General features: G+C 66.9%; 20 protein-coding genes and 1 tRNA gene. 13 read left to right on the top strand and 8 right to left on the bottom strand.

All coding sequences use genetic code 11. The features are described 5' to 3' along the window. Nucleotides 1-2: 2 nt before the first annotated feature. The 4 genes from AC1DC5_RS14185 to yidC all read left to right on the top strand — a co-directional run bounded on the left by AC1DC5_RS14185 (nucleotide 3) and on the right by yidC (nucleotide 3,459). Entirely contained in the window at nucleotides 3-875 is an 873-nt protein-coding gene (locus tag AC1DC5_RS14185; RefSeq protein WP_476865577.1) for an FAD:protein FMN transferase, read from the top strand. Next, the gene (locus tag AC1DC5_RS14180; RefSeq protein ID WP_476865576.1) at nucleotides 872-2,404 is read left to right on the top strand and encodes an FAD-dependent oxidoreductase; all 1,533 of its coding nucleotides are present in this window, start codon (nucleotides 872-874) and stop codon (nucleotides 2,402-2,404) included. The genes AC1DC5_RS14185 and AC1DC5_RS14180 overlap by 4 nt, the downstream gene beginning before the upstream one ends. A 78-nt stretch (nucleotides 2,405-2,482) precedes the next feature. After that, nucleotides 2,483-2,555, top strand: a tRNA-Arg gene (locus AC1DC5_RS14175). A 106-nt stretch (nucleotides 2,556-2,661) separates the two neighbouring features. Then, on the top strand, nucleotides 2,662-3,459 hold the full coding sequence (gene yidC, locus AC1DC5_RS14170) for a membrane protein insertase YidC (protein ID WP_476865575.1): 798 nt from the start codon (nucleotides 2,662-2,664) through the stop codon (nucleotides 3,457-3,459). A gap of 25 nt (nucleotides 3,460-3,484) precedes the next feature. Here the strand turns inward: yidC and AC1DC5_RS14165 are convergent, their stop codons facing one another. Then, nucleotides 3,485-3,940 carry an SRPBCC family protein gene (locus AC1DC5_RS14165; RefSeq protein ID WP_476865574.1) on the bottom strand — a complete coding sequence of 152 codons (456 nt, stop codon included), beginning with the start codon at nucleotides 3,938-3,940 and terminating at the stop codon, nucleotides 3,485-3,487. 200 nt (nucleotides 3,941-4,140) lie between these two features. Here AC1DC5_RS14165 and AC1DC5_RS14160 point away from each other — a divergent pair, with 200 nt between their 5' ends. From AC1DC5_RS14160 to AC1DC5_RS14140, 5 genes are all read left to right on the top strand, one after another. Then, complete coding sequence (locus AC1DC5_RS14160) at nucleotides 4,141-4,326, top strand: hypothetical protein (RefSeq protein ID WP_476865573.1); 186 nt, start codon at nucleotides 4,141-4,143, stop codon at nucleotides 4,324-4,326. A gap of 108 nt (nucleotides 4,327-4,434) precedes the next feature. Beyond that, nucleotides 4,435-4,872, top strand: a complete 438-nt coding sequence (locus tag AC1DC5_RS14155; protein WP_476865572.1) for a hypothetical protein — start codon at nucleotides 4,435-4,437, stop codon at nucleotides 4,870-4,872. Nucleotides 4,873-4,940: 68 nt separating this feature from the next. After that, a complete protein-coding gene (locus tag AC1DC5_RS14150; RefSeq protein ID WP_476865571.1) occupies nucleotides 4,941-5,261 on the top strand; it encodes a hypothetical protein in 321 nt (106 codons plus the stop codon). A gap of 296 nt (nucleotides 5,262-5,557) precedes the next feature. Continuing rightward, nucleotides 5,558-6,616, top strand: a complete 1,059-nt coding sequence (locus AC1DC5_RS14145) for a M4 family metallopeptidase (RefSeq protein WP_476865570.1) — start codon at nucleotides 5,558-5,560, stop codon at nucleotides 6,614-6,616. Nucleotides 6,617-6,675: 59 nt separating this feature from the next. After that, nucleotides 6,676-6,981 carry a protealysin inhibitor emfourin gene (locus tag AC1DC5_RS14140; RefSeq protein ID WP_441404632.1) on the top strand — a complete coding sequence of 102 codons (306 nt, stop codon included), beginning with the start codon at nucleotides 6,676-6,678 and terminating at the stop codon, nucleotides 6,979-6,981. Here the strand turns inward: AC1DC5_RS14140 and AC1DC5_RS14135 are convergent. Continuing rightward, nucleotides 6,978-7,946, bottom strand: coding sequence for a GlxA family transcriptional regulator (locus AC1DC5_RS14135; RefSeq protein ID WP_476865569.1), 969 nt, complete (start codon nucleotides 7,944-7,946; stop codon nucleotides 6,978-6,980). The two genes, AC1DC5_RS14140 and AC1DC5_RS14135, sit on opposite strands and share 4 nt — an antisense overlap. Nucleotides 7,947-8,038: 92 nt before the next feature. Between AC1DC5_RS14135 and AC1DC5_RS14130 the strand changes: the two genes are divergently transcribed. Beyond that, nucleotides 8,039-8,206: a hypothetical protein gene (locus AC1DC5_RS14130; protein ID WP_441404630.1), complete on the top strand. Its 168-nt coding sequence runs from the start codon at nucleotides 8,039-8,041 to the stop codon at nucleotides 8,204-8,206. A gap of 160 nt (nucleotides 8,207-8,366) precedes the next feature. Further along, entirely contained in the window at nucleotides 8,367-12,389 is a 4,023-nt protein-coding gene (hrpA, locus tag AC1DC5_RS14125; protein WP_476865568.1) for an ATP-dependent RNA helicase HrpA, read from the top strand. Nucleotides 12,390-12,396: 7 nt separating this feature from the next. On the opposite strand, the gene AC1DC5_RS14120 is transcribed toward hrpA, so the two are convergent. From AC1DC5_RS14120 to AC1DC5_RS14105, 4 genes are all read right to left on the bottom strand, one after another. Next, a complete protein-coding gene (locus AC1DC5_RS14120; RefSeq protein WP_476865567.1) occupies nucleotides 12,397-12,825 on the bottom strand; it encodes an HIT family protein in 429 nt (142 codons plus the stop codon). Then, complete coding sequence (locus AC1DC5_RS14115) at nucleotides 12,822-13,982, bottom strand: NAD(P)-dependent alcohol dehydrogenase (protein ID WP_476865566.1); 1,161 nt, start codon at nucleotides 13,980-13,982, stop codon at nucleotides 12,822-12,824. Before AC1DC5_RS14115 ends, AC1DC5_RS14120 begins: the two co-directional genes overlap by 4 nt. A 95-nt stretch (nucleotides 13,983-14,077) precedes the next feature. Then, nucleotides 14,078-15,163 carry a CU044_5270 family protein gene (locus tag AC1DC5_RS14110; RefSeq protein ID WP_476865565.1) on the bottom strand — a complete coding sequence of 362 codons (1,086 nt, stop codon included), beginning with the start codon at nucleotides 15,161-15,163 and terminating at the stop codon, nucleotides 14,078-14,080. Continuing rightward, complete coding sequence (locus AC1DC5_RS14105; RefSeq protein ID WP_476865564.1) at nucleotides 15,160-15,687, bottom strand: RNA polymerase sigma factor; 528 nt, start codon at nucleotides 15,685-15,687, stop codon at nucleotides 15,160-15,162. The genes AC1DC5_RS14110 and AC1DC5_RS14105 overlap by 4 nt, the downstream gene beginning before the upstream one ends. Before the next feature lie 124 nt (nucleotides 15,688-15,811). Between AC1DC5_RS14105 and AC1DC5_RS14100 the strand changes: the two genes are divergently transcribed. Then, on the top strand, nucleotides 15,812-17,329 hold the full coding sequence (locus tag AC1DC5_RS14100; protein ID WP_476865563.1) for an HNH endonuclease: 1,518 nt from the start codon (nucleotides 15,812-15,814) through the stop codon (nucleotides 17,327-17,329). A 197-nt stretch (nucleotides 17,330-17,526) separates the two neighbouring features. Here AC1DC5_RS14100 and AC1DC5_RS14095 read toward each other — a convergent pair whose 3' ends face one another. After that, nucleotides 17,527-18,399: a sulfurtransferase gene (locus AC1DC5_RS14095; RefSeq protein ID WP_476865562.1), complete on the bottom strand. Its 873-nt coding sequence runs from the start codon at nucleotides 18,397-18,399 to the stop codon at nucleotides 17,527-17,529. Between the two features lie 52 nt (nucleotides 18,400-18,451). Here AC1DC5_RS14095 and AC1DC5_RS14090 point away from each other — a divergent pair, with 52 nt between their 5' ends. Next, nucleotides 18,452-19,549 (top strand): PLP-dependent cysteine synthase family protein, encoded by a 1,098-nt coding sequence (locus AC1DC5_RS14090; RefSeq protein WP_441404622.1) that lies wholly within the window; start codon nucleotides 18,452-18,454, stop codon nucleotides 19,547-19,549. A 12-nt stretch (nucleotides 19,550-19,561) separates the two neighbouring features. On the opposite strand, the gene AC1DC5_RS14085 is transcribed toward AC1DC5_RS14090, so the two are convergent. Continuing rightward, on the bottom strand, nucleotides 19,562-20,218 hold the full coding sequence (locus AC1DC5_RS14085; RefSeq protein WP_441404621.1) for an MBL fold metallo-hydrolase: 657 nt from the start codon (nucleotides 20,216-20,218) through the stop codon (nucleotides 19,562-19,564). Nucleotides 20,219-20,318 lie beyond the last annotated feature (100 nt).

Below are 20,318 nucleotides of genomic sequence, written 5' to 3'. Positions count from 1 at the left end.
ACGTGCCGCATCCGGGCTGGACGGGCTTCAGCTTCGACGGGATCGGTACCCGTTGGGAGCTTTCGACACCGTCCCCGCTCTCCGGCGCGCTCTGCCGCCGGCTGCTGGACACCGTGGCTGACTACGACGCCGCCTGGTCCCGCTTCCGGCCGGACTCGCTGATCTCCGCCGCGGCCCGGCACCCGGGGCGCCATGAGCTGCCCGCCGGGGCGGGCGACCTGGGTGCCCTCTACGAAACCCTGTACCGGCTTACCAGCGGGGCCATGACCCCGCTCATCGGCGGCAGCCTGGAACAACTCGGCTATGACGCCACCTACTCCCTGCGCCAGGGCGGCCCGCCCCTGCCCGCCCCGCCCTGGGACGAGGTGCTGGACTGGCAGGGCAGCGTGCTGACCACCCGCGCCCCGGTGGTGATCGACGTCGGGGCGGCCGGAAAGGGACAACTGGCGGACCTGTTGTCCGGTGTCCTGCACGAGGGCGGCGTCGGAGAGCACCTCATCGACGCGAGCGGCGACTTGCTCAACGCCGGGCCGATGCCGGTCGATGTGGGCCTTGAGCATCCTTACGACCGGACCCGGGCCATTGGCATCGTCAGCCTCGGCGCCGGTGCGCTCTGCGCCTCCGCCGCCAACCGGCGCGTCTGGGGCGACGGGCTGCACCACGTCCTGGACGGCACCACCGGGGCGCCGGTGCGCACCGTCGTCGCCAGCTGGGCGATGGCGGCGAGCGCCATGGTGGCCGACGCGCTGGCAACGGCGCTGTTCTTCGTCGACGGCTCCCGGTTGCGGGAAGAGTTCGACTGTTCGTGGCTGACCGTCTACTCAGACGGCCACGCGGAGTATTCGGCCGATTTTGAAGGAGTGCTGTTCTCATGACCACAACCATCTCCACTCCCATCAGTTCGCGGCTGGACACGGCGCTGGGCCGGTTCACCATGTACCGGCTGGTCCTCTGGGTCCTTGCTGTGCTGGCCGGCTACAGCCTGCTGCTCAATGTGCTCGGCTGGCTGACGTTCGGGCTTCCGGAGATGATTGCCCACCTGGTGCTCTGCCTCGGCCTGACGTACGCCTCCAACCGCGCCATTGCGGCCCTGTTCCATGTGCGCCCGCACTCGGAATCGTCACTGATCACCGGTCTGCTGCTCTATTTCCTTTTCTGGCCGACGCAGTTCTCCGCGGGGCTGCAGTACCTGGACCTGGCCGGCGTCGCCCTCGCCTGTGTGATCGCGTCGGCGTCCAAATACGCCCTGGCCTGGCGCGGCCGCCATATTTTCAATCCGGCGGCGGCCGGCGCGTTCATCACCGGGCTGACGGGACTCAATATCGCCACGTGGTGGGCCGCCACCCCCGCAATGCTCTGGCTCGTGCTGCCCGGGGTCCTGCTGGTCCTGTTCCGGGTCCGGAAGCTGCTGATGGCGACCGTCTTCACGGTGGTGGCGGTGTCCATTATTGCCGCGGAACTGCTGCGCACCGGCATGGCGCTGGGCGAGGCGCTGTGGCAGCCCATAGCCCAGCGCCCGGTGCTTTTCTTTGTCGGCTTCATGCTGACCGAGCCGCTCACCCTCCCGCCGCGCCGGTGGCAGCAGCTGGCGCTGGCCGCCGTCGTCGGACTGCTGTTCGCCGTGCCGTACAACCTGGGCTTCGTGGCCAACTCCCCCGAACTGGCGCTGCTCGTGGGGAACGCGCTCGCCTTCATCGCCGGCCAGCGCGGCCGCGTCCTGCTCCGCTTCCGCGGCTCCCGCCCGTTGACGCCGACGACGACGGAATTCAGCTTCCAGCCCGATCGCCCGCTCCGCTTTATCCCGGGACAGTACATCGAACTGAACCTGCCGCACGGGAAGGCCGATCACAAAGGCCGCCGCCGGGTGTTCAGCCTGACCAGTCCTCCGGGTGCGGCGGAGCTCACGATCGGGGTGGGAACTGCCGCGCCGCTGTCCACGGCCAAGCAGTCGCTCCTGGCCCTGGAAGCAGGCGACGAGCTGACGGCCACCACCGTGGGCGGCGACTTCGTCCTGCCGCGGACTCCCGGAGCGCCGGTGCTGCTGATCGCCGCCGGCATCGGCATCACCCCATTTATGGCACAGCTGTCCGGGAACGCCGGGGACCGGGACGTGGTCCTGCTGTACCTGGCCAGGAATGCCGATGAACTCGCCTACGCCGAGGAACTCGAACGCACCGGTGCGCGGGTCATCGCCCGGCTTTCCGACGGCTCGGTACCGCCGGCGTTTATGCAGGATGCGGGTGCTGCCCGGATCGACGGCGCCTCGCTGAAAGAACTGGTTCCTGACGTCGCGGCCCGGGAGGTCTTTGTGTCCGGCTCTCCGGCGAGCGTCCGTTCCCTCCGCGCCGCCGCCCGCCGGGCCGGGGCCCGCCGGATCCATGTGGACTCCTTCTCCGGGTACTGAGCGCGTCGATTTTCCCTTGAAGCCCCCCTTCCTGCTAAGCTCTAGGACGTCCCGCCGGTCACGGCAGGAACCCTGACTGCCCTCGTAGCTCAGGGGATAGAGCGTCTGCCTCCGGAGCAGAAGGTCGTTGGTTCGATTCCAATCGAGGGCACAAACAAGAACCCCTAGGATCCACTGGATTCTGGGGGTTCTTTCGTGTTGGCTGGCACTGTGTAAGTGCAAAGGCCGCGTCGCGGCCCTACGAACGGGGACATCGGATGGACTTCGGTGCAGCGCTGCTGTTTCCGTTCCAGTGGCTGGTCTCGGCGATCTTGGTGGGACTCCACGACGGCCTGAGCATTGTCGGCATGCCGGCGGCCAGCGGCTGGACCTGGACCCTGTCCATCATCGGCCTGGTGCTGGTCATCCGCGCCGCCCTGATTCCCGTCGCCTTGAAGCAGATTAGGGCACAGCGCCGCATGCGTCAGCTGCAGCCGGACCTGAAGGAGCTGCAGGAAAAGTACAACAGCAGGACCGACGCGCTCTCCCGGCAGGCCATGGCGCAGGAACAGATGGCCCTGTACAAGAAGCACGGCACCAACCCGTTCTCGGCCTGCCTTCCCCTGCTGATCCAGGTGCCATTCTTCTTTGCTCTCTTCACCGTGCTGTCCGGCATCCCGGCAGCGGCTGCCAAAGGCCAGGGCATCGGGGCGATGAGCGCGGAGCAGGTGGTGCAATTCGGGGAATCGAGCATCTTCGGCGCCCCGCTGGCGGCGTCCATGCTCCACGGCACGCCTCCCGGCGGCAACGTGGTGGCCGTGTGGATCCTCTCGATCGTAATGATCCTCACCATGACGGCGGCGCAGTTCATCACGCAGAAACACGTTATGGCCCGGAACATGTCCGCGGAGACCGTGGCAGGCCCCGTCATGCGGCAGCAACAGGCGTTGCTCTATGCCTTGCCGCTCGTCTTCGGCGCGGGCGGTATCATCTTCCCGATCGGCGTTCTGATCTACTGGACCACGACCAATATTTGGACCATGGTGCAGCAATTCGTCCTTGACCCCCGGTCCTGAGGCCGGGCAGGAGACGCCGGCCGGCTCAGGTCCGGGATTCCACGATGGCCTTGAGCTCCGCCAGCGCCAGCGGCCACGCGTCGTCGAACATAGCCACGAATTCCTCTTCGCTGTCGAGCTCCACGTCCACCGTTGTGGTGCCCCCTGACTCGCTGAAGGCGTATTTTTCATGGGCGCCCATAAAGGCTTTCGCTGCCTCGCTGGTGGTGTCGTCCTCACCGTTGACGACCTGCCCGATGTAGCGCAGGGAGATCAGCTCGTTCGGCCTGTTCTCCTCCACCGTTGCGATCATCCCCGCCACCGAGCCGTCGCCGTCGGGCCCAAGGAACCGGATTTCGCTGCCCTGGTCCCAGTTCCCCTCGTAGGAGGATTCGCTGTTGAACACACTGGTCCACTCCCGGTACGTGGCATTGCTCAGCATCGTGGTCCACACGGCCTGCACGGGGGCGTTGACGGTCACCGAATACCGTAACTTTTCCATGGATGATTTTACGTCCGGGCGGGAACCGGCGAATAGTGCGCAGTACAGACGAAGGAATCTCAATGATGCTGTCAATGGTTGTTGGCGGTGCCGTTCGGGTGTCCCTACCATGGCGGTCCGGAGCCCTGCGCCGGGCAGCACTGGACCCAGCAGGCCCCGCCAGCCGACTCCCGTTCAGATCCTTGGCCTAGGCTGGGCTCATGAATAACACCAGAAGGGCAACGCTCATTTGGTCGCTGGGGGCAGTTATTTTCTCTCTCATCGGCGTCTACACCGCTCTGACTTCCGACGGCGTTTGGTACCTGATCGGGTCCGCCGTCGTTCTCCTTCTTGCCGGTGTTGTCTTCGCATCCAAGGCCATTCTGGCCACACGCCCTGCGTCGTAGAGGAACAGGGTCGGGGTTTCCGTTGTCTGCGAAGGAGCACCCAGGACCCAACAGCCGGCCGCGAAGCCCGCTGAATTGGCGTAGCGGATGAGGCTGGAAGGGACTGACGTGCGCGATCTGCAAGACAATGAGGTTGAACTTGACGAGGGCGCCAGCAAGTTTCCTGTCGCGAAGTCCGTGCGGGGCAAGATCGCCGTAATCGTGGGGGTTCTTCTGGTCTCTTCTGTGCTCGGTATTGTCTTGAGCAGCGGGGTGGATGATCGTAGAGAGCGGGACGCCGAAGTGCTGTCCCTCATGTCGGGCTACTCCGTGGATGATGTGAGCATTTACGACGGGTCATGGCACGGGAACGACGGGAGTCTCCCCGGTCGCTACACCCTGAACGTCACCAAAGACGGCTCAGTGCATGTATGCCGCCAAGTTGCCGTTGAGTCCCTCCGCGCTAATGAGCCGGTCCAATGCGATGGCGGCACGGTCATCCACCGAAGGGTGGTTCCAGCTTCAGGGACCAACGAAAACCCCGATGGCGACGCAACCACGCCCTAACCGCGTGAACAAGCGCCGTGAGAAGCTTGCTTCGGGAAAATAGAACTTCTGGGGGAAATGGGTTGGACATGCGAGTAAACGAGGGTGTGCTGCTGCTGTCAAGGCTATCTGTTTACCTGGATGAGCTTGGAAAAGATACGTCCGCAGCATGGTTCCGTCAACGGGCCGACGAATTGCAGAAAGGGATGAATCGAAAGCGCCTGCTTGAAGCCTGCCGCAGCATCATCCACTCAACTGACAATGGACCGGGTCGAATTCCTGACCTCTATTTCGCTCATCCTGACGGGTCCCCGGACGTTGTCCGTACCGAGGACTACCTTGACACCATCCGGGCTGTGCGACGATTTGCACGCCGCGGCGTGCCACCCTGGTCGTTGTTTATTGTGTGACGGGGATTGCCGTCCGAGGCCGCCCCGCCACCGGCAAAATGGCCAGGCCGGAATCAGTGGGTGATCCCGGCCCGGCTGACGCTGGCCGCCGCGGACCTGGTCGTGGGCCGTCCCTTAGTTGGCCGCGCTATACGTTTGAGCTCTCTGGCCGGAAAGCGGGCGCGGCCCCTGCCAATTGTCGGTGGTCACTCGTAGGCTGTCTGCATCGGCAGCGGGGTTCCGGCGGCCGGGTGGCTGGACTGGGTGCCGGCTGCAGCACCGCGTCGGGATCCCGCCGAAGCACAAAGGGGTCTCACATGTACTGCTCCATCATCCCTCCGTACCTGCTCCGCCGCCTGGCAGCCCAGCGCGATCCGGAGTTCTCGGCAACCGCGCGTGCGGCAAAGGAAGCCCTGCAGCACCTCCCCAGCGTCCAGGCGTCGCGGGCTGTGCCAGGGCCCGGCAGCCACCCCGGCATGCGGGAACCCCAGCCGTCCCCGCCGGAACGGACGATCTACGACGCCAAGTCCGCCGAGCAGCTTCCCGGCAGCGTGGTCCGGAAGGAAGGGGAACCTCCCACCGGTGATCCTGCCGCCGACGAGGCCTACGACGGGCTGGGGTACACCCACCGCCTCTATGCCGAGGCCTTCGGCCGGAATTCGATTGACGGCAACGGCCTCCACCTCGAGGCCACAGTGCACTACGGGCGCCTGTATGACAACGCGTTCTGGGACGGCCGGCAAATGGTCTTCGGCGACGGCGACGGCCAGGTGTTCCAGCGGTTCACGAAGTCCTTGAGCGTGATCGGCCACGAGCTCGCCCACGGCGTCACCCAGTACTCGGCAGGGCTGGTCTACCGCAACCAGGCCGGCGCGCTGAACGAATCGATGTCGGACGTGTTTGGTGCGCTCGTTGAGCAGCACGTCCGGCGGCAGGCGACGGCGGAGGCCAGCTGGCTGATCGGCGAGGGCCTGTTCACGGACCAGGTCCAGGGGAAGGCTCTGCGTTCCATGAAGACCCCGGGATCTGCGTACGACGACGACGTGCTCGGCAAGGATCCGCAGCCGGACTCGATGGACGGCTATGTCCACACGAGCGCTGACAACGGCGGCGTCCACATCAATTCCGGCATCCCCAACCGGGCTTTTTGCCTGGTGGCCACCAGCCTCGGCGGCAACGCATGGGACGCGCCGGGCCGGATCTGGTACGACACGCTGACCGGCGGCTCGCTGGCCCCGAACGCAACGTTCGGCGCGTTCGCCAAGGCCACTGCAGCGTCCGCCAAGGAGCTTTTTGGGGCGGATTCCCCAGAGCATGACGCCGTGCGCTCCGCGTGGGAAACTGTGAAGGTAAAGTTCCCGGGAGCCCGGCGGTAACCAGGCTCATGACGATCCGAGCCCCATGAAGATCCGCGACTCATGAAAATCACCGACTCATGAAGATCACTGTCCAGCGCAGCGGCGGCATTGCCGGCATGAAGCGGACGTGGACCGTGCAGCCCACGCCACCGGAGGATACAGACCTCTGGCAGCCGCTGATTGAGGCCTGCCCGTGGGACGCCGTCGCCGCGTCGGGCCGGGGTGCGGCCGACGGCCAGCCGGACCGGTTCCTGTACAGCATCCGGGCCGGACAGCGCCGTGCCACCCTGCCGGAGCAGGCCGTCACCGGACCGTGGCGGGACCTCGTCGAGACGACCAAGGCGGCGGCCGAGCCGCCGCCGTCGGACGGTCTGGCTCCCTAGACCGCGGCGGCCAGATGTCCGCGGAAGGTGCGGCGGTAGGACTGCGGGCTTGTGTCCAGCACCTTGGCGAAGTGGTGCCGCAGCAGCACGGAGTGGCCAAAGCCGGATTCGCGGGCGATTTCGTCGATATTGAGGTCCGTGGTCTCCAGCAGTTCCTGGGCCCGCAGCACACGCTGTGAATTAAGCCAGGCGGCCGGAGTCGCTCCCGTTTCAGAACGGAAGCGCCTGGCGAACGTCCGCGGCGACATGTGGACCCGCGCGGCGAGTTCGTTGACCGAATGGTCCTCCTCCAGATGCCGCACCATCCACTGCAGGAGTTCCTCCATGGGCTCGGAGCCGCAGCGCGGGATCGGCCGGTCGATGAACTGGGCCTGGCCGCCGTCGCGGTGCGGCGGAACCACCATGTCACGGGCAATGGCCGCCGCCACATTCGCGCCGAATTCCACCCGGACCAGATGCAGGCAGGCGTCGATGCCGGCGGCTGTGCCGGCGCTGGTGATGATCCGGCTGTCCTCGACGTACAGGACGTTCTCGTCCACGAGGGCGGCGGGGTACCGGCTGGCGAGCTCCTGGGAGTAGTGCCAGTGCGTGGTGCAGCGGCGGCCGTCCAGCAGGCCGGCCCGGGCGAGCGCGAACGCCCCGGAACAGATGGACATGACCCACGCGCCGCGCGCATGGGCTGCGCGCAGGGCATCCAGGACGGATTCGGGGACGTCCCGGTCGTGGCCGAAGGGGGTCATGATGACCAGGTCCGCGTCCTCGGCTGCCTCCAGCCCGAGCCCCACATGCATGGACGGCCCGGACTTCATCGGAACATCGCCCGGCACGGGCGTGCAGACGCGGAAATCAAACGCGGGGACGCTGCTCCCCCGCGCCGAGCGGTCGATGCCGAACACTTCGAACGCGGTCGCGAACTCGAAGATCGAGAAGTTGGGGACCACGATCATTGCCACTGATTTGATCATGCCTCCATTCTGCCAGAACAGTGGCAGAAATTATAGCTTTTTGGGCATTTCTGCCACTTCTGTTGTCTGTGCCACCGGAGAACCATGGAGGTATGGAATTCATCGGAATCGCAGTCATCGTCCTCATCGTCATCGGCGTCGCCGCCACGATCGCCGCTCTTCGGAAGGACGGGCTGGGCCATAACCCGCCGGTCCGCTCGGAAGACTACTGGTCCGCCCTCGACCTTCCCAGCAGCAACTACACCTTCCGGATCTTCTAATCCGGTCCAGAACCCGGATCGCACTGCCCCCAATCGAAGTAAAGCCACAACCGGCCCGGCCCCGAGAGGGACCGGGCACCTTTCTGTCCTGGAACCCGTCCCGGAACCCGCAACGGAGCCGCAACCCGCGGGGACACTTCCCAGTAGACTGTGTGCAGCCATGACATTGCATATCTCCTACCCCGCCGAGCTGCCGGTCTCCGAGCGCCGCGAGGACCTGATGGCCGCCATCGCGGCCAATCAGGTGACCATCATCGCCGGCGAGACCGGTTCCGGTAAGACGACCCAGATTCCCAAGATGTGCCTGGAGCTTGGCCTCGGCGAGAACGGGCTGATCGGCCACACGCAGCCGCGCCGGCTGGCCGCCCGCACTGTCGCCGAGCGCATCGCGGAGGAACTCGGCGTCGAGATCGGCCAGGAAGTGGGCTTCCAGGTCCGGTTCACCGGGGAGGTCAGCCGCAACACCAAGGTCAAGCTCATGACCGACGGCATCCTGCTGGCCGAAATCCAGCGCGACAAGCTGCTGCGCAAGTACAACGCCATCATCATTGACGAGGCGCATGAGCGCAGCCTCAACATCGACTTCATCCTCGGGTACCTCAAGCGGATCCTGCCGCAGCGGCCCGACCTGAAGATCATCATCACCTCGGCCACCATCGATCCGCAGCGCTTCGCCAAGCACTTCGGCAGCGAAGAAGAGCCCTCGCCGATCATCGAGGTCTCCGGCCGCACCTATCCGGTCGAGATCCGCTACCGGCCGCTGTCCCAGCCGGCCGGCGGCGCCGGCACCGGCGAGGATGCAGTTGCCGCCTCCGACGACGAACTCGAAGAGGACCGCGACCCGCTGGACGCAGTGTGCGACGCCGTCGACGAACTCGCGCTGGAGGCTCCCGGCGACATCCTGATCTTCTTCTCCGGCGAGCGCGAAATCCGCGACGCTGCTGAGGCCCTCAACGGCAGGATCCAGTCCAACCGGAAACTGGCCGGCACCGAGGTGCTCCCCCTTTTCGCCCGGCTGAGCCTGCAGGAACAGCACAAGGTCTTCCACCCGGGCAGCAAACGCCGGATCGTGCTCGCCACCAACGTCGCCGAGACATCCCTGACGGTTCCCGGCATCAAGTACGTCATCGACACCGGCACCGCGCGCATCTCCCGCTACTCGCACCGCACCAAGGTCCAGCGCCTGCCGATCGAGCGCGTCTCGCAGGCGTCGGCCAACCAGCGTTCCGGCCGCTGCGGCCGTGTCTCCGACGGCATCGCGATCCGGCTCTACGCGGAAGAGGACTTCGAGTCCCGGCCGCTGTTCACTGATCCGGAGATCCTGCGCACCAACCTTGCCGCGGTCATCCTGCAGATGACCGCCATGGGCGTGGCGCGCGGGCCGAAGGACGTGGAGAACTTCCCGTTTGTGGAGCCCCCGGACTCCCGCGCCATCAACGACGGCGTCACCTTGCTCCGCGAACTCGGTGCCCTCAGCGCGGCGGGGCCGCAGGACGAGACGGGCGACGGCGACAGCCGCTCCGGCCGACGCCCGGCTGCCGGCCGGAACGGAGGCAGAAACGGCAGCGGGCTGACCGCCGTCGGGCAGCAGCTTGCCCAGCTGCCGGTCGACCCGAGGCTCGGCCGGATGATCGTCGAGTCCGGCAAGCGCGGCTGCGTCCGTGAGGTCATGATCCTGGCTGCGGCGCTGACCATCCAGGATCCGCGCGAACGCCCGACCGACAAGCAGCAGCTCGCCGCGGAGAAGCACGCACGCTTCCGGGACGAGAACTCGGACTTCACCGGCTTCCTGAACCTCTGGAACTACGTCCAGGAGAAGCAGCAGGAGCTCTCCTCCACGGCGTTCCGCCGGCTCTGCCGCGCCGAGTTCATCAACTACCTGCGCGTCCGCGAGTGGCAGGACCTGTTCGCCCAGCTGCGCCAGCTGGCCCGCCCGCTCGGCATCAGCCTGGACAACAAGCGCCTGGCCGATCCGGTGGGCAACCATGAAGGCATCCACATCAGCCTGCTCTCCGGCCTCCTGAGCCACGTGGGCATCCTCGACGAGCGCAAGCGCGAGTACGCCGGCGCCCGCGGCAGCCGCTTCGCGATCTTCCCGGGATCGGCCCTGTTCAAGAAGTCCCCCACCTTCGTGATGGCCGCCGAACTCGTGGAGACCAGCCGGCTGTGGGCACGGGTGGCCGCGAAGTTCGATCCGCTCTGGGTGGAGCAGGTGGCCCCGGACCTGGTCAAGCGCAGCTACAGCGAACCGCACTGGTCGAAGAAGATGGGCTCAGTGATGGCCCATGAGAAGGTCACGCTGTACGGGGTGCCCATCATTCCGAGCCGCCGGATCAACTACGGCAAGGTGGACTCGGAACTCTGCCGGGAGCTCTTCATCCGGCACGCCCTGGTCGAGGGCGACTGGCAGACCCACCACAAGTTCTTCCACCGCAACCGGGCCCTGCTCCACGAGGTCGAGGAGCTGGAGGCACGGATGCGGCGCCGGGACATCCTGGTGGACGACGAGACGCTCTTCGAGTTCTATGACGCCCGGGTCGGCAGGGACGTCGTGTCAGAGCGGCACTTCGACAAGTGGTGGAAAGACGCCCGGCAGCAGGACCCCGCACTGCTCGATTTCGACCAGGCGTTGCTGATCAGCGAAGACGCCGATGCCCTCGATGACTCTGCCTACCCGAAATCCCTGCTGCACAAGGGCTTCGAGCTGCCGCTGAGCTACGAGTTCCACCCCGTGGCCCCCGGCTCGCCGCCCAACCCGTCCGACGGCGTCACCGCCGAGGTGCCCGTGCTGTTCCTGAACCAGCTCGACGACGCCGCCTTCCGCTGGCTGATTCCGGGCCAGCGGGTGGAACTGGTCACTGCCCTGATCAAGTCGCTGCCCAAGCAGGTCCGCAAGAACTTTGTGCCGGCGCCGGACGTAGCCCGGCAGGCCGTCGCGGCCCTCGAAGCCGACTTCGATCCGGCCGCCGACGAGCTGGAGGCCTCCCTCGAGCTCGTCCTGCGCCGGATCCGCGGCCAGGTCATCCCGCCGAATTCCTGGAACTGGGACGCTGTTCCGCCGCACCTGCGGGTCAGCTTCCGCGTCGTGGGCTCCCAAGGGAAGGTCCTCGACGAGGGCAAGGACCTCACTGCGCTGCAGGACCGGCTGGCGCCGGCCACGCGCCGGGCCATCGCCGAATCGCTGGGCGCCACGCCCGCGACGACGGCGCCCGCCTCAAAGGGCAGGTCGAAAGCCCAGGCCAACGGCAAGGCCGCGGTTCAGGCGCCCGGCACGGCAGCAGGAACCGCGGCGTCGGCCGCCTCGACCGGTTTCGCCGAACAGGCGGGGCTGACTTCCTGGACCTTCGGGACACTGCAGCGCCAGGTCCAGGGCACGGTGAAGGGACATACTGTCACCGGCTACCCTGCGCTGGTGGATGAGGGATCCTCCGTGGCCCTGCGGCTCTTCCAGACCAGCTCGGAACAGGAACCGGCCATGCGCGGCGGGGTCATCCGCCTGCTCGCCCTCAGGGTGCCGCCGCCGGACCGCTACGTCCTGGAGCACCTGAACAATACCGAGAAGCTGACGTTCAGCCAGAACCCGCACGGCTCTGTCACGGCATTGATTGCGGACTGCGCCCTCGCCGCAATCGACAAGCTCACCCCCGCAGAGCTGCCGTGGGACGAGGCGTCCTTCAACGCGCTGTACGAGAAGGTCCGCGCGGAACTAATCGACACGGTCTTCACCGTCACCGCCGTCGTGGAGCGCATCCTGGCCAGCACCCGCCGGATCGAGAAGGCGCTCAAGGGAACCACCAGCCTGGCCCTGATCAGCGCCCTCAACGACATCAAGAGCCAGCTGGAGCAACTGGTGTTCCCCGGTTTTGTGGCACGCACCGGCTACAGCCAGCTCAGCCAGCTGCCGCGCTACCTCGCAGCGATCGAGAAGCGCCTCGAGAAACTCCCGACCAACGTCCAGCGGGACGCCCAGCACATGGCCGCGGTCCAGGCCATCGAGGACGACTACGACGACGCTGTGTCGGCCCTGCTCCCGGGCCGGCGGGCCGGCGCTGAGTTAACCCAGGTCCGCTGGATGATCGAGGAGCTCCGGGTGAGCCTCTTCGCCGTCGAGCTCGGCACCGCCTATTCGGTGTCCGAGAAGCGGATCCGCGCGGTGCTGAACAAGGCGCTGGCGCCGGCGTAGCGGTCTTCTAGGCGTCCGGGACGTGGGCGGCGTGCCCGGCTTTCCGGAGCCCTTGGCGCAGCTTCTCCGCGTTGGCGTCCAGCCGCGCCGGGTCCGGGTTCTGGTCCGCCGAGCCGAAGTCGAAGTCCGCCATCGTGTTGGACGGCCACACGTGGACGTGCAGGTGGTTGATTTCGTAGCCGGCCACAATGAGTCCGGCCCGCGCCGCCCCGAACACGTCGACCTGCACGGCGCCGATCTTCTGGGCCACGTGCATCACGCGTGCCAGCACCTCAGGGGAAGCATCCGTCCAGCGGTCCACTTCCTCGGTGGGCACCACCAGGGTGTGGCCGTCGGCGAGCGGGCCCACCGTCAGGAACGCCACGACGTCGTCCTCGCGCCAGACGAAGCGGCCGGGGATCTCGCCGTCGATGATCCGGGTGAAGAGAGTGCTCATACGTCTGCCCTTTCCGAGGGTGTTCCGAGGGTACTGGTGTCCAGGACAAAACGGTACTTCACATCTCCGGCCACCATGCGGTCGTAGGCCTCGTTGAGCTTCCCGGCCTTGACCACCTCGACGTCGGAGGTGACGCCGTGCTCGGCGCAGAAGTCCAGCATCTCCTGGGTCTCGGCAATGCCGCCGATCAGGGACCCGGCGTAGGCGATCCGGCGCCGGATCAGTGCACCGGGGTTTACCGGCGGCATGTCCTCCGAGGGGAGCCCGAGCTGGAACAGGGCACCGTCGACGCGCAGGGTCCGGAAGTACGGGTTGAGGTCGTGCGGTGCCGCGACAGTGTCGATGATGACGTCGATGCTGCGGTTGGCGGCGTCCATCTGGGCCGCGTCGCCGGACAGGATGACCTCGTCCGCGCCGAGCTCCCGGGCCGCGGCTACCTTGGACTCCGACGTGGTGAAGACCTTCACTTCGGCGCCCATGGCCTTGGCCAGCTTCACGGCCATGTGCCCCAGCCCGCCCAGACCGACAACGCCGACGACGTCCCCCTCCTCGACGTCGAAATGGCGCAAGGGAGAGTACGTGGTGATGCCGGCGCACAGCAACGGTGCGGCCCCGGCGGGGTCGAGGCCGTCCGGGACGTGCAGGACATAGCGGCGGTCCACGACGATCGAGGTGGCGTAGCCGCCCTGGGTGGTGGCGTCGCCGTTGCGGCGGTCCTTCGAGCCATAGGTCCCGGTCATGCCGTTTTCGCAGTACTGCTCCAGGCCGTCGAGGCAGCTGTCACATTCCCGGCAGGAATCCACCAGGCAGCCGACGCCCACCCGCTCGCCGGGGGTGAAATCGTCGACGGCGGAACCGACCCGGCTGACGCGGCCGACGATCTCGTGGCCCGGGACCAGCGGGTAGTTCTGGGTGCCCCACTCGCCGCGTGTGGCGTGGACGTCCGAGTGGCAGAGCCCGCAGAATTCGATGTCGATCTCGACGTCGTCCTCTTTCGGAGCGCGGCGCGCAACTGTCAGGGGAACCAGGCCGCTGTCGCCGGCTGTCGCGCCGTAGGCGGCGGCAAGGCGGGGTCCGCCGGCGGTATCCGGCGTGTCCACGGTGAGCTCAGGAAGCGGTTTGGCAAGGGGCGGCGGTACGGGGCGTCCGGGAGTCATGCCCCGACGCTACCCCCGGGAGTTGTTTCCGGGCCAATTGGGGCCACCTTGTGCACCGTGGCCGCGCGAGGCCTGAAGCTCGGCTCGGACAACTTCTACCGTGCCGTGTTGCTGACGGACGTTTCGATGGCAGTCCAGGTCGTTGCTGTTCCCGCCGGAATGCCCTCCTGGGCCTGGGTAAGCACAGATCGCTCTCCGATCAGCAGCCCGGTCCCGGGGTCGATGATGAGCTCCTGACGTGTTCTGGCCGGGCCCTCCTCGAGGCGACCAATGGCCACACCGGTGCGGCCATCCAGGTTGGCCTGGCCTTCGGTGACTGTCACCCCGGGGATCATGGCCGCGGCCTTGTAGAGCGCGGCCCGCAGGTCGGCAGGGACGACGCCGGTCCTCAGGAGGTCCGCGATGAACACGAGCGCTTCCCCGTCGACGGACTGGCCCTTCCCCACGGTTTGTTTGTAGATGCTGTTCAGCAGCCGGTAGGGGTCGCGGGGCAGCTTGGACAGATCCGTGGCGTCCCACCAGCCCGAGCTTCCGTAGAAGGCTCCGTTGCGCGCACGCAACAACTCCGGGTAGGGCCGTATGTTCTGCTTGAGAACGTAGTCCTTAGACGTGGCGTCGAAGAAGGTCGTGGGTACGCGTCCCGATCGGTGCCACACCCATTCAGCGGAGCGGTCAGCGGGAATGTACATGTCCGATTTTTCCGTATCCAGCCACCGGTACTGGGATCCGTCTTGCTCCGTGGAGTATGAAGCCCAGACATTGGTGCTTTTGATCCTCAGATACTGGCCCGGGTTCACCACCGGGTCAGTCGTTTTGATGGTCGTCTCCGCAGCGTTGTTGAGCACTTCCGCAGCCTGGGCGGTGGCTCCGCCGCGCCAGCCGGCAAGGCCGATGACATCTCCCGCTATCAGTGCTGCGACCACAGCAGCGGCGGCGGCCGACGTCAGCCACATGCGTGTGCGGCGCGGACGCCGGGCGGAAAGTTCTGTGGGCGCAAGGTGTGGGGCCGCTTTGTTTGAAACGGTCGCACGGCCGTTGTCCTGAGCCGCCTCTGCGAGGGACTGCATGGCCGCCAGGGATCGATCGCGGCTCCGGGTCAGTTCGTCGTCGGTGATTTCTGCCGCCGGATCAACGGCTGCCAGCCGGCGACGAATCTGGTCAGTGGTTGTATTCGTGTTCATAGGTCTGCACCCTCTGCCTGTGGCTGTGCGCGAATAAGGTGGCTCAATGCCTTGCGTGCCCGGTGAAGGCGCATCCTGACCGCCGTTGCACTCGTGTTGAGCAGGTCGGAAATCTCCTTGGAAGTGAAGCCGTCCCAGTAGGTCAGCAGCAGGACCTCACGTTCGTCCGGACTGAGTCGCTCCAATGCTTCCCGGACGGGCGAATCATGGTTGGGGGCTTCGTCGCCCCGCTCGGACCGGAGAGCGCCGATGAGATTCGCGGACCGGACGGCGGAACGCTCGTGGTTTCGAAGGACATTCTTGGCCACGCCAAACAGGACCATGACGGACAGGTCGCCGTCAGTGGCCAGCTTTTCCCACGCGATCCTGAAAACCTCAGAACAGAGATCCTCCGCGGTGCTGGCGCCGTCCGTTCGTCGTCGAAAATAGCGGTAAATGCGGTCATGGCTGGCCGCGTGCGCGGCCAGGAAACGCTTCTCGCGTTCCAAATTCCCGGGAACCGTCCGGACTGCTTGCAAGCTCATACCCCATTAATGTCCGGCAACATCGAAAGTGTAACGACAGGGCTGAACAAACTCGCGATTGCCCCGCACGGCGGAAACGGCACCACGGGCATTATTGTCACAGGTGCCTGATTGACTGGGTTCCATGGACGGCAAGCAAGAGCCCGACGTGGTTTCGGCGACAGTGACGGTCGCGGACCTGGCGCGGATCCTGGCAGGGATCCCGTCCCCGGCCAGCGCCGCGGCACTGGTCACCGAAACACGCGAATTGGAGAACTTGAAGTGCGCCCTGGCCGCCCGTCAGGCCAGGCATGCCGTCACACTCGATCTGCTCCAGCGCCGTGAACAGTCCGACGCAGGGATGCCCGCGGCCGAGCTCGGGGCCGGGGTGGGCGCGCAGGTCGCACTGGCCCGGCGGGAATCACCGGCCAAGGGCAGCAGGCTCCTGGGGTTGGCCAAGGCGCTTGTTACGGAGATGCCTCACACCCTGGCCGCGCTGGATAAAGGAAAGCTCAACGAATGGCGCGCGACGCTTCTCGTGCGCGAGACTGCCTGCCTGTCCGCCGCCGACCGTGCTGCAGTGGACGAGGAGCTGGCCGCCGACGCCGGGACCTTCGACGGCGCCGGGGACCGGGCCATCATCGCCGCCGCCCGGGCGGCAGCCTACCGGCGGGACCCACGCACGGTCACCCAGCGTTCCAGCCACGCCGCCACCGAACGGCACGTCAGCCTCCGCCCGGCCCCGGACACCATGTGCTATCTCACCGCCCTGCTCCCCGTCGCCGCCGGCGTCGCGATGCACGCCGCCCTCACCCGGCACGCCGACTCACTGCGTTCTGCCGGGGACCCTCGGACCCGCGGCCAGCTCATGGCGGACGCCCTCGTCGAACGCACCACCGGCACTCCCAGCGGGATCACCGGCGTCGAGATCCAGCTCGTGATGACCGACCGCACCCTGTTCCAGGGCGACAGCGAACCCGCCCGCCTCCCGGGCTACGGCATCGTCCCCGCCGGCTGGGCACGGGAGCTGCTCAAGCGTGGGGGAAAAGCGCGCGGCGCACGCCAGGAAACAGAGCTCGGAACCGGAGCAGGCGGCGGCGTGGCAGGAACAGACGCCGGCCGAGCACGAGCCGAGGGAACGGCCACGGACACCGCCGACGACGACTGTGACCTTAGGCTCTGGCTGCGGCGGCTCTACACAGCCCCCTGCACCGGGGAGCTCACCGCGATGGACTCCCGCGCCCGGATTTTCCCGCCCGGGCTCCGCCGCATTGTCCATGCCCGGGACGAGACCTGCAGGACGCCCTACTGCGACGCCCCGATCCGGCACCTGGACCACATCATCCCCTGGCACCACGGCGGCCCCACCACGCACAGCAACGGCGCCGGACTCTGCGAAGCCTGCAACCACACCAAAGAAACCCCTGGTTGGCGCGTCAGACCACGTCCAGGACCAAGACACACCATCGAAGTCACCACCCCCACCGGCCACAGCTACCAATCCACCGCACCACCACTCCCGGGGACGATGCTGGCTGGGCCGCCACCGCTCAGGGTTGACGTAGCGGCGACCGAAGCCAGGAATCACCGCCGCAAACTTCGACACCACGCCAAGAGCCTAAAACACGCCGTCGCCCGTCTTGCAGTTCTTCCGGCGGCATGAGCCCGCCGCCGGAATGGGTGGGGCTACCGGAAACTTCAGCACGAGCGAATCCGCCCGACCATCGCAGTGATCGGCGGGCGGTTTACAGGAACTACCGGAGGGAGTTTGGGACGGCGTACTGAAAGTGCAGCAGCCGCGCCTGGATACAGGGCGGCACCACGAAGGTGCAGCGGTCCCATCCGAATACGGCGGTCGCCCTAATGCGTCCCGGTCCCGCTGGGATACGGAGCGTCCCCGGTCACAACGTCGTTTGAAGGGTTATTCGACCACTCGGAGAACGACCCCGGATAGAGTGCCGCAGGGAATCCGGCGATTTCCAGGGCCGCAACTTCGTGGGCCGCCGTGACGCCTGAGCCGCAGTAGACGGCTGTGGGGACATCGGCCCGGACGCCGAGATCGGTGAACCGCTCCCGCAACGCCGCCGGGGACAGGAACCTGCCGTCGGCACCCAGGTTTGCGGTGGTGGGGGCGCTTACGGCTCCCGGGATATGGCCCGCCCTCGGGTCAACGGGCTCGAACTCGCCGCGGTACCGCTCCCCCGCCCGGGCGTCCAGCAGCAGTCCCTGCCGGCCCCACGAGGCCGCCTGCCCGGCGTCGATCACGGGCAGTGCGCCGTCCATCAACTCGACGTCGCCGGTCTCCGCCCGCCCTTCGCCGCTTTCGACGGCGTAGCCCGCACCACGCCAGGCGGCCAGGCCGCCGTCGAGCAGGTAAACGTCGGCGAGACCGGCGTTCCGCAGCATCCACCAGAGCCTCGCGGCGGCCATGTTCCCGCTGTCGTCATAGGCCACTAGGACGTCGCCGCTGCGGATGCCCCAGGAGCGCGCAGACGCCTGGAACTGCTCCAGGGTTGGGAGCGGGTGGCGGCCGCGGCTGGGGTCCGCGGGTCCGGCAAGTTCGGCGGCGAGGTCCACAAAAAGTGCACCGGGGAGGTGTTCCGCCAGATAGTGTTCCCGGCCGTGCGGGTCGCCGAGTGCCCAGCGCACATCGAGCAACACTGTTCGCTGCCCGGCGGTGCCGGCGCCGTCCAGCCGGTCCTTCAAGGTGGCCACGTCCATAAGGGTCTGCATCCGCCAACTCTATCCATCCGGGACCTGCCCCCGCGGGTAGGCTGGTGCGGTGATGAGAGTGCAGCAGCAGGACAGGGCATGGGCCGACGAAGCGATCCGCAGAATCAACGCCGAGAACAACCGGTCCGCAGACACTCACTTGTATTCCGTCCCGCTTCCCGAGCACTGGGGCGTCCAGCTGTACCTCAAGGACGAGTCAACTCACCGCACCGGCAGCCTGAAGCACCGCCTGGCCCGCTCGCTGTTCCTCTTCGGGCTGGTCAACGGCTGGATCTCGGAAGGCACCACCATTGTGGAGGCCTCCAGCGGCAGCACGGCCGTGTCGGAAGCCTACTTTGCCCGGCTGCTGGGGCTGCCGTTCATCGCTGTGATGGCCCGGACCACCAGCCGGGAGAAGATCGCCCTGATCGAGCAGTTTGGCGGCTCGTGCCTGCTAGTGGACCACGCCTCGGAGGTCTATGAGGCTGCCGGGGACCTCGCCCGGCGCACCAACGGCCACTACATGGACCAGTTCACCTACGCCGAACGGGCCACGGACTGGCGCGGCAACAACAACATCGCCGAGTCCATCTTCGGCCAGCTTGCCCTGGAGGAGCACCCGATCCCCCGCTGGATCGTCGTGGGTGCAGGCACCGGCGGCACCAGCGCCACCATCGGCCGCTACCTCCGGTACCAGCGCCACAGCACTGAACTCGCAGTCGTGGATCCGGAAAACTCCGCGTTCTACCCCGGGTGGCTGGAAAACCGAAGGGGCGCCGGCGGAACGCACGCGGCGCCGGCAGGCCAGCCGTCACGGATCGAAGGGATCGGCCGGGCGCGGCTGGAGCCCAGCTTCGTCCCGGCCGTCATCGACCACATGATCCAGGTCCCGGACGCGGCTTCTGTGGCGGCCATGCGTCATCTGAACCACCACGCCGGCCTGCATGCCGGGCCCTCCACCGGCACGAACCTGTGGGGCGTCTGGCAGCTCATCGCCGAGATGATCGCCGAGGGCCGCCGCGGCAGTGTCGTGTCATTAATGTGCGACGGCGGCGACCGCTACGCCGGCAACTACTACGACCCGGAGTGGCTGCAGGCCCAGGGACTGGATCCCGAGCCGCATGAAGCGACCATCCGCGACTTCTTCGCCAGCGGGGCCTGGCCTGCCTAGGCCCATGCACCCCTAGACCTCGACGGTATCCCCGCTGGAGAGGTGCCGGTATTCCGTGCCGTACTTGGCGCCGAACCGCGTCACATGCCCTTCCACCAGTCCGCGCCCGTTGTCATTGAGCAGCGCGTCATGGATCGGGAAGGCCCTCGGGGCCCGGACACCGATCAGGAAGTCGACCACCTCACCCAGTTTGTTCCAGGGTGCGTGGATCGGCACCAGCAGTGTCCGCACGTCCACGCCGTCGGGCACAATGAAGGAATCGCCCGGGTGGTAGACGTTCGAGTCCACGAAATAGCCGATATTGGCCACCACCGGAATCTGGGGATGGATCACCGCGTGCTGGCCTCCAAACGTCCGGATGGAGAACCCGGCCGTCTCGAAGTCCTCGCCGGTGGCGACCGTATGGATCCGCTGCCCGGCGTCGGGCGCCTTCTCCCGCAGTTGCGCCGCGACGCCTGCCGGAGCGTAAATCTGTAGCGCATCGCCGGCCAACAGGGCGGCAGTGACGGCGTCGACGTCGATATGGTCCGGATGCTCGTGCGTGATCAGCACGGCATCGGCGCCGGCGAGGGCCAGGTCCGCCTCCGAGAAGTTCCCCGGATCGAACACCAGCACCTTGCCGTCCTTCTCCAGCCGGACACAGGCATGCGTGAATTTGGTCAGCATCATCCGGCCAGCCTAGGGTTCCGGCAAAGCGGTGTCCACGGGCCCGGCTGGTAATCTTGGACCTTGCCACCATCCCGTATCGAGACCACCAGCGAAGCGAGTT

This window comes from Arthrobacter sp. 10L424, from assembly GCF_056395325.1.
Note: the sequence above shows the minus strand (reverse complement) of the source record. Positions and strands in the feature narration are given on the sequence as shown.